This is a genomic window from Sphingobacterium sp. WOUb80, from assembly GCF_050058145.1.
Taxonomy (GTDB): Bacteria; Bacteroidota; Bacteroidia; order Sphingobacteriales; family Sphingobacteriaceae; genus Sphingobacterium.
Map to the genome: position 1 here is coordinate 5,470,696 of NZ_CP165617.1, position 15,176 is coordinate 5,485,871.

General features: G+C 40.5%; 10 protein-coding genes. All 10 read left to right on the forward strand.

Annotated features, from left to right (window positions below):
- Window positions 1-4: 4 nt before the first annotated feature.
- The 10 genes from AB1Z56_RS22550 to AB1Z56_RS22595 are packed head-to-tail and all read left to right on the forward strand — an operon-like array spanning window position 5 to window position 15,151.
- Window positions 5-1,519: a RagB/SusD family nutrient uptake outer membrane protein gene (locus tag AB1Z56_RS22550; protein ID WP_309359783.1), complete on the forward strand. Its 1,515-nt coding sequence runs from the start codon at window positions 5-7 to the stop codon at window positions 1,517-1,519.
- An 11-nt stretch (window positions 1,520-1,530) separates the two neighbouring features.
- The gene (locus AB1Z56_RS22555; protein WP_309359785.1) at window positions 1,531-2,634 is read left to right on the forward strand and encodes a fasciclin domain-containing protein; all 1,104 of its coding nucleotides are present in this window, start codon (window positions 1,531-1,533) and stop codon (window positions 2,632-2,634) included.
- A gap of 22 nt (window positions 2,635-2,656) precedes the next feature.
- Window positions 2,657-3,769: a DUF5007 domain-containing protein gene (locus AB1Z56_RS22560; RefSeq protein ID WP_309359787.1), complete on the forward strand. Its 1,113-nt coding sequence runs from the start codon at window positions 2,657-2,659 to the stop codon at window positions 3,767-3,769.
- Between the two features lie 11 nt (window positions 3,770-3,780).
- Window positions 3,781-6,936 (forward strand): SusC/RagA family TonB-linked outer membrane protein, encoded by a 3,156-nt coding sequence (locus AB1Z56_RS22565; RefSeq protein ID WP_426790252.1) that lies wholly within the window; start codon window positions 3,781-3,783, stop codon window positions 6,934-6,936.
- Between the two features lie 11 nt (window positions 6,937-6,947).
- A complete protein-coding gene (locus tag AB1Z56_RS22570; RefSeq protein ID WP_309359791.1) occupies window positions 6,948-8,495 on the forward strand; it encodes a RagB/SusD family nutrient uptake outer membrane protein in 1,548 nt (515 codons plus the stop codon).
- A gap of 13 nt (window positions 8,496-8,508) precedes the next feature.
- The gene (locus AB1Z56_RS22575) at window positions 8,509-9,279 is read left to right on the forward strand and encodes a fasciclin domain-containing protein (protein WP_309359793.1); all 771 of its coding nucleotides are present in this window, start codon (window positions 8,509-8,511) and stop codon (window positions 9,277-9,279) included.
- A gap of 27 nt (window positions 9,280-9,306) precedes the next feature.
- The gene (locus AB1Z56_RS22580; RefSeq protein WP_426790253.1) at window positions 9,307-10,923 is read left to right on the forward strand and encodes a DUF5008 domain-containing protein; all 1,617 of its coding nucleotides are present in this window, start codon (window positions 9,307-9,309) and stop codon (window positions 10,921-10,923) included.
- A gap of 16 nt (window positions 10,924-10,939) precedes the next feature.
- A complete protein-coding gene (locus AB1Z56_RS22585) occupies window positions 10,940-12,676 on the forward strand; it encodes a DUF4983 domain-containing protein (RefSeq protein WP_309359797.1) in 1,737 nt (578 codons plus the stop codon).
- A gap of 16 nt (window positions 12,677-12,692) precedes the next feature.
- Window positions 12,693-14,063 (forward strand): discoidin domain-containing protein, encoded by a 1,371-nt coding sequence (locus AB1Z56_RS22590; RefSeq protein WP_309359800.1) that lies wholly within the window; start codon window positions 12,693-12,695, stop codon window positions 14,061-14,063.
- A gap of 29 nt (window positions 14,064-14,092) precedes the next feature.
- A complete protein-coding gene (locus AB1Z56_RS22595; RefSeq protein ID WP_309359802.1) occupies window positions 14,093-15,151 on the forward strand; it encodes a PKD domain-containing protein in 1,059 nt (352 codons plus the stop codon).
- The last annotated feature ends 25 nt before the right edge of the window (window positions 15,152-15,176 follow it).

Below are 15,176 nucleotides of genomic sequence, written 5' to 3' on the forward strand. Positions count from 1 at the left end.
AGAAATGAAAAGATATCATCATATATTTAGTGTTTTGTTACTTTTCTTATTGCCTCTAGGGGGCTGCAAGAAAATGCTGGATATAGACTCTTCTCGCACGGTCAAGGAAGAGAATATGTGGAATGCTTTGGAGGATACGCGTGCAGGTTTGATGGGAATTTATGGTTTAACCAAAGCGGCTTTGGACGACAATAATGCTTATTGGCTGTATGGAGAAGTTCGATCGGGGGATTTTGAGAGTCCTAATCGACAGGATTTAAAAGCAATTATTAAGAACGACCTCAAAGCGAATTATGAATCGTTGAATGCACTATCGAATTGGAGACGGTGGTTTGCCGTAGTTAATGCGGCCAATATTTTTATGGAGCGCGCACCGGAGGTGCGGGAAAAGGACATGCGCTACACCGAGAATAATTTGGTGGTGGATGTAGCACAGGCAAGATTTCTACGGGCTTACGCTTATTTCAATATGGTGCGTATCTGGGGAGATGTCCCCCTGATACTAAACTCTCATGATGGAAGTTTTGAGAATAAGCCTAAAGAAGATAGGCTCAAGCTTTATGCATGGATCGAAAAAGAAATGTATGATGCTGCCCAATTGTTACCCTATTCCTATAGTACAGGCGACGAACAACAGATTGGTAATTATTATAATGAGGCATCTTCACGATGGAATGGAGCTTTGGTCAGAAAACTTTCTGCGTATGCCATACTCGTACATTTGGCGGCTTGGCAGGGCAATTACGCTGATGCGGCTTCCTATTCGCAATTTGTTATGGATAATTATAATAAGAGCGGATCTTATTACTTATCCTCATCCTTTTTAACGGATGGTAATGGTTTCTTTTTCGAGAAGAGATCAGAGCAAATGTTTTCATTTCCGTACATATGGGCACATGTGGAGGCATCGTTTACAGGTCATATTGAAGAGCTTAGTCTAGCGTCGCCTGTTGTCAATAAGTCGGTTCCCGACATATATATGCCGAAAGAAACGATTTTAAAAACATTCAACGAGAAGAAGGACCAACGGTTTAGCATTGATACACTTGGAGCCCCAACCACAGAAGTGTATTTCCGGAATTTCAATGGGAAATACCCAATTTTTAGCAAAATCAAGTGTATTATGGGTGGTTCTTCTGATCCCACGTTTCGAATTTTTACCAGTGCCACCGTTTTGACACGCCTAGAAGACATCGCACTATTAAGGGCAGAATCTTTAGCGGTATTGGGTGAAAAATCTACTGCTATTGAACTGTTAAATGAAATTAGGGAAAGGCGAGGCCTGAAAGTCTATAGTGAAACGGCTAATGGGGATTTGGTGGACGCTATTTTTTTGGAACGAAAAAGAGAGTTAATGGGCGAAGGGCATCGCTGGTATGATATGATTCGCCGAGAAAAGATAAAACATGACAATCCCCAATTGGCACAATTGATAGCTAATGATGGGATCTATTGGCCAATATCCCGAGAAATTCTCGCTCAGAATAAGTTGATCGAACAAAATGCTTATTGGAAGTAAAGAAGTTAATTATGAGAAATAATCTATTTATACGTGGTGTATACGTACTCTCAATCACAGTCCTGCTGTATGCTTGTGCGAAGGATAAAGGCTATTATTCGCCCATATCTCAGGAACCGATCTATAAAGGAAATCTGTATAGCTATCTAAAAAGTAAACCCGGTGTATATGACTCTCTAGTTAAAGTCATTGATCGAATTGGCTTGCAAAAGAAATTGGAAGATAGTACAGTGACACTTTTTGCACTGACCAATTCCAATTTTCAATTAGCTATCCAAAATCTCAATAATACATTAGCTGTTTCGGATAAGCCTGCACAGTATCTGAATTCAGTTAAATATGAAATATTGGATTCACTGTTGTGCCAATATATTATTCAAGGAAGAGTTGCAAGTGATTCCCTTGCCAGTCAGGATGGGAAAGATGTATTGGGTATTCGTTATGGCTACCCAATGCACATTGGATTGAACAAACAGGCCTCATCGGGCTTCCTGAATGGAGGACCTACAATTGTTGATTTGTCCGATACAAGGCGGTCTGTCTTCAATCGTAATTGGGTGACGACCGAGACAAGCTCATTAAATATTCAGACAGATAATGCTATTGTTCATGTATTAAACCCAGATCATGTGTTTGGTTTTAACAAATTTGTCAGTCAGATTATTTATATCCCACCACCTGAAAATCTGTTCAAGACAATCGGTGGGGAGTGGTTTACGTCAAAAGAGGCTTCTGGAGGTCCCGATGCTGTTGAAGCGGCTAAATATGTCTTTGATGGTAATCCTGAAACCAAATTTTTTCTATCGAGTCCGGGTCGTTTTTACCTCGAATGGCAATTTCCTAATGCTGTAGTAGCCAATAGTTATACACTTAGATCCGCGAATGATCTCCAGGATAGGGATCCGACAGATTGGACCTTGCAGGGCTTGAATGAGGAAGGGGACTGGATTCTATTGGATTCTAAGCAAGGCGAAGAGTTTGATGAACGATTTCAGTTGCGTGTATTCTTTTTTGCGAACACCAAAGCTTACAAAGGTTATCGTTTGAATATTGTGCGTATGTATAATGGTAACGATTTCCAGTTGGCGGATTGGACAATGAACCGCAATCAATAAACCTATTTAAGAATCTATGGATATGAAAATTTCTAGAAGTTATAGAACAATATATAGCGGGACATACCGTCTTGGTTTGTTGGCTCTGTTATGTATGGGTTTAAATGGATGTAAGAAAATCTATAATCTGCCGGATGAAAAGGACTTTTTGAGTGTCAACTTGACCTATGATGGTAAATCTTTTTACCCCGTCTTGGGACGAACGAGTCGTATGGGGACGGTCAATACAGATCATTCAACAACTCCGCTACATTTTGAAATTGTAAATCCCCGCTATGGTGATGGGAGGCCTTATACGGATCTTTTCCAGGTAAAACCAGTCTATGAGTGGATATCCCGTTATGATGGCACGGAGAAAAACCTAGAAGAAATAGAAGCGAAGAGAAAGATAGTGGATCGTCCTCTTTTTGAGGTTGACTCAACAGGCACCTTTATTTTGTGGAACTCCTCTACCAATGAATTGATAGAACCGCGTTCAAAGGATAGTGTTGATCTCGTTCAAAATATACGTTATTTTGATCTTAAAATATCCAATTCCGGGGGAAGTACGATCGTAAAGGACTTTATGATACTGCCATGGCGGGTACAGGATTATGAACCCTATTCCGACAGAAATCCTTATGATGGTGAAATTGCGCCCGATCCGAAGGACCCTAAAAACCCGAATAAGAAAAGCTATATCTGGCCATCCTATATAGCCAATGTCAATGGTGAGTCTTCTAATCTCCCATTACGGACAAATGATGATTTTAAAGACCTGGTTGTATATATCCGTCGTTTTACCGGTGGGAATGGAAATAATCTACGTTTCGTTTTCTTGGATAAGGATGGGAAGACCATTAACCCAGAAAATTTTAATGAAACAAAGTGGAATGAACTCGTTCATGGTTTTAATATGAAAAAGACCGCCGATTATGTACAGTATGATGTCGCTTATCCCATTCCACTGACGAGCTATCCAACTAAGTATACGAATGGAAACAGCGCAAAGTTAGATTTTTCCTATTCCAGGAAAGGATTTGGTGGCGGTTTAATCACAGCGTCTTTTGGCTTGAACTTTAGGATTTTCACCAAGGGCGATTGGGAAATTGTTTTCCATTTTCAAAGAGAGAACCCACGATTTGAGAACGAATAATAGCGAACATTATGCAAATAAAAATAGTATATCATAGTTGTATTCTGGTACTCTGCATGCTGCTGTCTGTTGGTGCTTTTGCACAAGCTATCATTATGTCGGGAAAAGTAACAGATAATAAGGGGCGGCCATTGGCCGGTGTTACCGTGCGTTACGGGAAATCCGGAAAGGAGGTGACAGCTACAAACTCATCAGGGATCTTTAGTGTGACAACTACAACGGGGACTTCGGTTACTTTTAGACTGATTGGTTATGACGGAGTGACAATTACTGCGCGTGCAGACCGTAATGTCGATATTCGTATGAAGGAATTGGAGAACCAGATGGATGAAGTCGTTGTACGGGGCTATGTTAATCGGCCAAGAGAAACGACGACAGGGGCTTCTACAAAGATCAGCGGTAAGGATTTGCAAGACATTCCTGCCGCTAATGTGGAGAACTTATTGCAAGGAAAAGTTGCCGGTTTAAATATCCAAAACAACACGGGGGCTCCGGGATTCAGAGGGTCAACACAGATCAGAGGACTTTCGACACTTAGTGTTTCAGGTAGCGGTGATCAATCTTTTTTAACGCCAACATCACCTTTATATGTGATCGATGGCGTTCCGATGGATGCCGATCGGGCAAATGAACTCGGTCTAAGCCAACAGGGGCCAGGTATTAGCCCATTATCTTTGATCCCCCCCGAAGATATTGAGAGTATTGAGGTTCTCAAAGATGCTCAGGCGACTTCTTTGTACGGTTCATTGGCGGCTTATGGGGTGATTATTATTAATACGAAAAGGGGGAATTCGGAAGTGCCACGCGTCCGATATACGGGCAATTTTTTCATGAAAACACCGCCCAAATTGCGTGCAACACTTGGCGGAAATCTCGAACGGCGGCTCAAATTGTTACAGATTTATAGTAATGCATTATCTCAGTTTGATCTCGATCGAATTTCACAGACGCCCATGTTGTCAGATAGTCTAAATCCGTATTATAATAACTCAACCAATTGGCAGGATCTTTTTTATACAACAACTTACAATCAGACGCATAATGTGGCGATTGATGGTGGGAATCAGAAGTTGAATTATAAAGCGAATTTAAATTATTATAACGAAAACGGAATTATCAAAAATACAGGTTTTGATCGTTACATGGCCAATATGCGGTTTGAGTACTACCCTACTGAAAAATTTAAGTTTATCGCTCAATTGAATGCATCACTAGGTTCGAAGAGTAAGGGAAATGGTCTTGGGATATTACAATCTGGTGTGGCAAAAAATGGCGAATATTCTACTTTGTTACCGGGGCCATCCTTTTATCTCGCATCTTCGGGCTATAACTCCGCCTTAAAGACAAAAAATGATAATTCGTCAAAGTCGATTAAACCTTTCATAGAGGCATCTTATGAGTTTATTCCTGGCTTGCGGGCAACAACGACTATAAGTTATGAGTCAACGTCAGATAACGAGAGTACGTTTACGCCAGCCGCAGCAAATGGACAATTTGCTCAAGTGTATGCCTATTACGGACGGTATAACTCCTTGTATAATCGAAATTCGATCAACTATAGTCATACATTTAATGAAAAGCATACGGTATTTTTTAATCTATTTAACGAAGTCCGTACGTTAGAAAAGCAAGCGAATGCGGCATTACAAGCCCGTACGCCAAATGATCAATTTGAAGGCCCTCTTGGTTTTGATGGATATTTCTCCAAAGGCGGGGGCTTGTTGAGTCGAGGTTTTGGAAAAGAAAGAGGCGTGTCGTTTGCTGTTGCTGGAACCTATGATTATATGAAGAAATATGTGATTGACCTGTCGTATCGCATGGACGGATCGTCCCAGAATGGTTTTGGGAACCTATATACCAAAAATCCCGCCGTGGGTTTGCGGTGGAATGCTTATCATGAGGAGTTTTTAAAGGATGTTGAGTGGATCAATTTGCTGTCTATTCGCTCAAGTTGGGGTGTAAATGTAATGCCTAACAGTACGTTAGAGCGTGTTTATGGAAAATATGATATCACAGGTGGGTATAACGACAAGATTGGTATAGGGATCAACTATGACCAAATTCCCAATCCCGATCTAAAGCCAACAACAACAAGTCAATTTAATGTGGGTTTGGATCTCGCTTTTTTTCAAAATCGCTTTGAACTAAATTATGATACCTATTACAAAAAGGTCGATAATTTGCTGTTCGAGGAAAAATTGTCAACCTCGCTCGGCTTTGATAAAGTCAATAGTAATTCGGCTGCAATAGCGAATTATGGACATGAACTTGCTGTTTTATTTAGACCATGGACGGAGGGGCGTTTTACAATGTCGATTGGTGCAAATGGTGCCTATAATCGCGATGTACTGCTCAAACTTCCGGAGCATTATGGGGGACAATTTGTACGTTGGGAGAATAATGATGAATATAAACAACATGTTGTTTTCAGAGTGGGAACCTCTTCTATGTCTAATTACATGTTATTGAATCGTGGTGTTTATAGTACAGATGCTGATGTTCCGGTAGATCCGGTGACGGGTCGACGTTATCGAATGGCAAATGGTACAGAGTTTCAGGCCGGAGATCCTATCTTCGCGGATTTGGATGGAAACTATATTTTAGATGAAAACGACTATGCACGTACAGGAAATTCGCAGCCTTTAATTACAGGTGGTCTGCAATTGAATTTCAATTATAAGCATGAAACATTGGGCACATTTGGTCTTAATCTATGGGCTTCATATACAGCAAAACGTACCATATTAAATAATGGTTTGGCCAAGCGACTACAGCTAATGAGCGATCCCTATGGCAACAAAGTTGTTGTTCCGCTGAACGATATCGATATGTGGCAGCAGCCCGGAGATATTGCGCAGTATCCGTATGCCTATGATTATCGAAGATACGCGAGTATCAATCCATTTCGCATGGATCAAGATTTATGGGCAGAGGATGGATCGTATTTTAAAATTAACAGTGTCAGCTTGTCCTATATGTTTACAAAGGGTGCCTTGGCGCGATATGGTTTAGAGCGTCTCAGAGTATTTGTATCCGCTGAAAATATTGCAACATTTTCAAAGTACAGCGGGCCAAATCCTGAAAATGTGAGTAGTATGGGACGGGATGTTTCCAATGGGTATCCTGTACCTCGGCAGTACAATATAGGTGTTAATGTTGATTTCTAATAGGCGATCGTATGAAAATTAAACGAAATTTTGGAAGAATAGTATTTGTGTTAGGTATATGCGCAATGCTTTTGGTAGGCTGCAAAAAGTTTTTGACTGTAGAGCCAATTGATCGGCTTACTGGAAACAATTTCTACCAATCTAAAGAGGATGTAGAAGCCAATATAGCACGTATTTATAACCAGTTTTTTGAAAAATTGAATGAATCTTGGGTAATAGGTGCGATCGGAGAAGCGCGGTCTGGAGAAATCTTTCCCTCGCCAACATCGGGCACCGACCGTATGATTCTTCGGGACCTAGGGACAAACAATATGAATGCTGTCTATCTGAATACATTAGGTGGTGGGCGTTCGAGTGGCTATGCCATGTATAAGGTTTCTATTTGGGACACCTATTATAAGGTCATTCAAAGCTGTAATATTTTAATCGCCAAACTGGAAGAAGGAATTCCAGGGCTATCTGCTGCAGACAAGGATCGCTATAAGGCCGAAGCTACTTTTATGCGTTGCTTGAGCTATTTTTGGATGGTCCGACTTTATGGTGATGTTGTGTATTATACAGAAGCTTATTTTGCAAAGCAACTTCCCCGCGAAGATATGGTGTCTGTTATCATCAAGTGTATTGCCGATTTGGAATCGGTCAAGGATATTATGCCTTGGACTTTTGGTGACGCATCTCAACGGGGCGCCCGAGCCAGTCGGGGGAGTATAATTGCTTTGCTGATGCATATGAAAATGTGGAATGCCAATTTTGATTCAGGCAACTCAGCGAAGTATTATGAAAGTGTTGCGAGCTTAGGTAAGGAGCTGCGTGCAAGCGGCGTGCATCATCTGTACAAATTAACGGCAGAGGAATGGGCTAAAGTCTCCAAGGGACGTACCGAAGAATCACTTTTCGAATTTTACCGTACCATCAACTATGGAGATCAAAATAATGCCTATGCACCTTTGTGGGATCATTTTCTTCGATGGCCTTATAAGTTTCCCCGGTACAATCAACAAAATAGCATTGCCTATTACTCATCCATTTTTATGTCCCGTATTTATCCAGTAAATGGTTCGGCGGACAAGCGGAAAGACCTTTGGTATGAGGATATGTACGCTGATAATGGACAATTTGTACTGAAAAAATTTGCAGCAAATGTATTTGCGTCCGGTAATGAAGACTCTAATCCTGATAATACATTTATGATATTTCGCTATGCTGATGCGCTACTCTTAGAGGCAGAGGCGTTGGCGAATTTAGGCGGATCACGAGAGGCAGAGGCTATTTCGGTACTCAATATCGTTCGCGATCGTGCCGAAGCGTCGCGATATTCTGGTGGGGGAACCGATCTCAAGAATTTCATTTTTGAAGAACGCTGCCGAGAATTGATCGGTGAGGGGGTTCGATATTTTGACTTGATTCGGACAAGACGCATATTAAACCCACAATGGACGATGGATCCAATGACGATTGATCAATACAATCGACGAGCATGGACGTGGCCACTGGATGCTTCGGCTAAAAATTTCAATTCAAAAATTGTGTTAAATGGTTATTGGACAGGTGAAAACTAAATAGGTGTATACTATGAGAAAAGATAATATTAGCGGATATGTGTTGATGATGATTGTGGCATTGCTTTGTAGTTTGGCATCCTGTAAACAGGATGAATATTACGAAGACGGAGGCTTGGCACAGGCGAAATTTAATGGATCAATTATGGCGTATTTGGATTCAAAGCCGAGGGAATTTGATACGATAGCACAAATCATACGTTTAGCTGGGCTTGAAGAGGATTTTAAGACCAAGGAGTTCACCTTTTTTGCTCCCCGGGATGAAAATATCAAGACATTAATAGGACAGGCAAAGGGAATTACGGTCGATGATATATACAGTGTCAATGGCAGGCTTTATACTTTGGGACGGGATACGATAAAAACGCTGGCAGATGTTGATAGTACCATTTGGCGAAAATACTTATTGCGTTATATGTTTACCGGTAAGCGTAAGTTGATGGACTATCCACAAATCGATTTTGATCTCCTGAATGTTTATAAAGGTCAAAATTATACTGCATTAGGGAATACAGTGTCTAATATTGGTGTGGTCTATAATGATGCAATTAATGATGCCGATCCCAATAATGTGACCCGGCTAAAATATATGGGCTATAGGCAGCTCTATATCTCTTATATACCCGACGTGAGTAGGCCTTCGGTCTGGATTTCCTGCCCTGTAGCCTCATCAGATATTCAACCGGATAACGGAGTTGTTCATGTGATTGACTATACCAGATCAAGGTTTGGGTTTCAAGAATATGATATTATGTTAGATATATTGGAGAGTAAGCGTTATTAACCAGATGTAGATTAAATTATGAACGTTATGTACAAAATTATGGGCAGATATTTGGCTCTATTGTTTATGATCCCCCTCTTTTTCGGATGTAATAAAGAAGATAAAACTTTTTCGGCTCCTTATGAAGAAGGCTTGCCGGCACTTGGTATAGAAATTAATCCAACAGATAAAATGCAGCCTGAATCAGGAAAAACTGGCACAGAAACGATTATGCGCATTAAAGGGTTGGATAAATATAAAGATAAGGCCATTGTAAGAGTAAACGGGGAAAAGGCGGAAATTGTGGAATTGACAGCAGATCATGTTAAACTCAAAGTTCCCCCTTTTGCGAGTACAGGGGTGCTCTCGGTAACGATTGATGATATTGTCTTTTTTGGACCACAATTTACAGTTCTAGGAAATGTGTCTGTAGATGCAACCTTTCAAGTCGGTGTAGGCACAAACGGGACGGTTTCAGATGTCATCTTTTTGGAAGACGGTAAAATGATCTTTACAGGAGCTTTTACAAATTATAATAATAAAGGCGCAATACGACCCATCAATCGTTTGGTGAGAACATTTGCTGATGGTACTTACGATGCCAGTTTTAGGATAGGTACTGGAGCCAATAATTCATTAAATAGTATCTTAAAATTAGGGAACTACTACTTTCTGGCAGGTTCGTTTTCGGGGTATGGTCAGCGGAATTCAGATATCAGTAATTTGACACGAATTTATACGACTGGAGCCATCGATACCATGGGTATTAAACCATTTCGTCGGCCAGGACAAGCAGATACACTGAAATATTATCCGACTTTTAATGGTGGATTTGATGGCAATGTGGGTAATATTTATGAATCTGACGGAAAAATCTTAGCGACAGGGAATTTTAGATATTATATCCGTCGCACCTACGGTAAACCTAATAAGCTAGAAACAAGAGATACTGTTATCCTAGATAGTACGGAGATTAGGCATGTGGCTCGATTGAATCTTGATGGTACCTTGGATAAGACGTTTCGATTTGCGGCTGATGGTAAGCCTTTTACCGGCGGGAATGGGGCAGTAGCGTCGGTTTACCACAATACTGGTGTTTTAAAAGGAAAGATTCTAGTATATGGATCTTTCAATCGCTTTGATGGACAATCTAAAGGCTATATTACACGACTAAATGCTGATGGAACCCTAGATGAAACATTCAATACGGGGGGGGCAGGAGCCGACTATAATGTGTTTTCAGTGACATATAATAGCTTGACAAATAAATACTTGGTCGTAGGCGCATTTAGCAAGTATAATGGCGCAACTGCCATAAAAGTAGTGCTGTTGAATGCAAATGGTACGCTGGATCCTACTTTTAAGGCCAAAACATTCGAGGGCGGAGAGCCCGCAAGTGCGATGCAATTAAATGATGGCTTAATTGTGGTAGCTGGAGATTTTGCACGCTATAATAATGTTGCGCGAAATGGCTTTATGATCCTAAATGCTAATGGGGAATTAAATAGTGATTACAATACATCGGGGTATTTCTCCGGATATGTTAATAAAGCCGTTGAAACTAAAACAGAGGATGGGAAACGCGCATTGCTTTTGATGGGCTCCTTTGATAGGTTTAACAATGAAGAGGTTCATAATCTGATTCGAATTAAATTGGAACAATAACTTAAACTTTAAACTGATGAGATTTAAAGATAATTTTCGAAATATTAAGCTATGGCTACTGTCTTTGTTGTTCTTATCGACAGTACTGTCTTGCAAGGAAGAATTCGGACGGTTGATACCGGATAATGAAGGGCAACAAGACACATTGGATTTAGTGTATGGTAAACCGAAGGTATTGCTGTTGATTGTTGACGGCGCTAGAGGCGAATCTGTTCGCACGGCAAATATACCCGTTATGAATGGTTTGTTAAATCATGCTATTTATTCATGGGTTTCGTTGAGCGAAGAACATGACGATCTAAATGGAACAGGGGCTGATCTAGCCAGTATTATTACTGGAGTGAGTCAAAATAAGCATTTGGTCATTGGCGATAATTTTAATAATAATAACTTTCAGACTTTTCCAACTGTTTATACACGAGTAGCAGCGAATGCAAAGAGTACTGAATTTAAAGTGTACAGTAGCTCCAAGTTATTTGTTGATCATTTGGCACCTGTGGCGGCGGCTAAACTGGAAAATTCGGATGCAGAAGTTGTGAATGGAGTGAAGGAAGGACTAAAACTTCCTGAAATCACCATGTTGACTGCTCATTTTACAGCAGTCGATAAGGCTGGAAAAGCAAGTCAATATGATAACAGTAGTGCCAGCTATAAAACCGCAATAGAGAATTTTGATAAACAGGTTGGGGAAATCACCAAAGCGCTAGAACAACGCTCTACCTATAAAAAGGAGAATTGGTTGGTCATTATCACTTCAAGTAAAGGAGGACCCTTTGAAATACCTCCGGCGCAGAATGACAATACAATCTTTAGCAATCCGAATGTCAATACCTTTACGATTTTCTATTCACCGAAATACAATTCGAGGTATATCAATAAACCTTATTTAGGGAGTCGTTTTTCTGGTGATTTTTTAAGGTTTAAAGGCGGAGTCTATGCAGAATTGACTGAAGGAGATAATCCAGTATTTGATCTGGGCGATAAAGAGGAATTTACGATTGAATTAAAAGTTAAGAAGAATAAAGGACCCAATAATACATATAGATTTCCCAATTATCCATCTTTTATTGGTAAGCGGGAGAAATGGGAATCAGGGGCACCAACAAATGGATGGATTATGGCTTTTAAGGATGATTATTGGATGTTTAATGCGCGAGGTCCTAATGGCAGTGGCGAGGTGAACGGTCCAAAATTGAACAATGCAACCTGGAATAATGTGACCATTGTTGGGTCGATAACGAGCGAAGGGAAGCGAATAATTAAAACCTACACAAATGGTCTTCCCGGCAATGAGATGGATGTCAGTTCATGGGGAGCTATCAGCAGTCCTGAGAAATTTAGGCTGGGGTTGGTCAATGGAGGAAGCAATTGGAATGAAGGCGACTATTATTTGGCTGACGTACGATTCTGGAAGGTTGCTTTGCCTTTGGCGGTTATTTCACAGTACAATTGTCAGGTGGGGATCAATGAGGATCACCCTTACTTTCCAAATCTTGCTGCGAATTGGCCTATCGTCGGAACTGTTTCCGATGGTGTACTTTACGATGAGGGACCTTATGGGAACACATTAGAACTTGGAAGTTCCACGTACGAAATTTCCAAACTCAATGATTTCCTTTGTGCTCCTTCTGTTGAGACAATAAGCACATTGGTGCCCAAAAGTACAGATATAACAGCGCAAATATTTAGTTGGCTACAGATCGCCAGACAGGAGAATTGGCAATTGGATGGACGAGTTTGGGTAGATAAATAATCTAAAAAAAGAGACCATGAAAAGACTTTTTTATTTTATAACAATATTTTTGGGCTTGAGTCAGTTTTTGGCCTGTTCAAAAAATGATCTGGAAGGGTTTAATTTACAGGGAGGAGCTCCTGTTCAAGTTATCGCAGAAGGAGGGGGAGAGGACTTAATCAAAACAAATGACTATGTACAGGTTCCGATGAAGGTTAAATTGAGTAGCCCAGCGTCACAGACTTTTGATGTTGAACTCCAATTGAATACCGATACAATCACCAAACTAATTGAGTCGGGAACATTAAAGGATGCTGTTGCGCTCCCCAATGCCGCATTTTCTTTCCCAAACGTCGTTAAATTTCAATATGGTGCCGATACGACCTCTTTTTTATTGACGATTTCCCGCACCGAGATCGAACGTGTGTATGGTAAGAAATTTATACTGTCTTATAAATTGTCAAACCCTGGAAAAGGTAACCAATTGGGAAATCCCAATAGTGTCATTGTTACGTTGGATTCTAAAAACTTGCTTACGGCGGAAGATATCCATTATCTTTCGATCACCAACTCACCTGGGAATATTATCCTGGCTAGCGATCATAATAATTACAATACAACCCCTTCTGGCATTGAAATACCATTAGGTGTTTCGCTGGCTTCCTTTCCAAGCAAGTGGTTTTATGTGGAGGTACGTGGAACGACTGATTCAATTGCGAACTGGATAGCGAAAAAGAAGATTCCGGAGAATACCATAGGATTGCAAGAAAACGAATATGCTATTCCCTCACGCGTGCAGGTTTTGGGTAATAAATCCGCAGCCGCTTTCAACATCTCAATCCCTTGGGATATTATCACAAAAAATAAAGATAGATATCTCGCTGTAACGGTCTACCTCAAGGATCCAACCCTCCATGTTATTAATCCACAGAAAAATTATACCACGATTTTGATTGATTGTGCGAAGGTTGTCGAGTTTGATGTAACAGGAGAGGCTGTACTTACCGTCAACCGGGACAATAATGGTGGTGCTGATGCTGCAGAGGGCAGTTCAAAGCTGGTTGATAATCGCACAAATACAAAGTTCTTACAAAGTGCATTTACGGGTGATCTACAATGTACGCTAACGTTTACGCGGACGCTCAAGATTGGAGCATATACGCTCACGTCTGGAGATGATGCTATCGCACGGGATCCCAAAAGCTGGTCTCTTGAAGCTTCTTTAGATGGGACCAATTGGACCACGATTGATGTCAGAACTAATGAAGAATTTCCAAATAGAATACAGACAAGAAGATTTAATGTTCAAAAACCGGGGAATTATAAATTTTATCGTTTGAATATCACGGAGAATGTAGGGAATAGTTTATTCCAATGTTCGGAATGGCGTATGATCGAATTTTTATAGGTATTGTGATCACTATATGTATAACAACAATGAAATTTACAACAATGAAATTAGGGAAATATAGCTATTGTATACTCTTATTGTTTACCTTATTAGGCTGCAGTAAAGAAAAGGAAGTGGTTGTCGACAAGCCCCAGCTTCCCAATCCAGTATCTGCTTTTTCTATCAAGCAGGTTGCCAAGGATGACCCTTTTACTTTTGAATTTACAAATGAGTCAAAAGATTATATAGAAACACGTTGGAGCTTTGGGGATGATAGCACTTCGTCGACAACTTCACCGAAACACACCTTTTTAGCTACGGGAAATTTTACGGTTCAATTGAAAGTTCTCAATGAAAATGGCGATTGGGCACAACGGGAAGCGGTGATTAAAATCGATGCAGAAAAGTTAATTCGATTCAATGCTGCAAAAAATGGAACTGGAAAACTGATCCTGACTTATGCTAGTGATATTGCAGTCAAAGGAGTTACTTGGTCAAAGATGACTGATAAAGATAAATATGAGCAAGTTTCTGATAAGGAGAAGGCAGATATATCGATTGAGGTGGGAAAATTCGAAACCTACCAGCTAAATGTAAAAACCCCCAAGGGATCTCAAATCGTCATTACAAAGATGCTTACAGATCTAGGCATTATAAAAGACTGGACAAATATTGATAATACATTCCTAATTTCTCAGGATAACTCCAGTGGCCCTGATGCAGGTGAAGGATCGAAGAAGCTTATAGACGGTGATACCAAAACGAAATTATTTATTGGGGGGTATCAGCCGGGGATGTATTGGCAATTTGTATTCTATCAACCACAAACTATTAATGGTTATACCATAACCACGGGAAATGATGCTGTTGAGAGGGACCCTAAAGACTGGGAGATACAGGCGTCTGACAATGGTGAGTCATGGGTAACATTAGGTACTGTGACGGGGTATAGTTTTGGTACTACACCAGCAGATAGAAATAAATCGGTCAATTTCACTTTTACGAATTCAAAACCTTACACGCATTATCGGTATGTTGTGAAATCGGTTTCTTCTGGGTCAAATTTCCAGATGAGTGAATTTAGACTTTTGGAACTACCTCAGTAAGTGCTGAAGAAAAGCATCGGCTGAA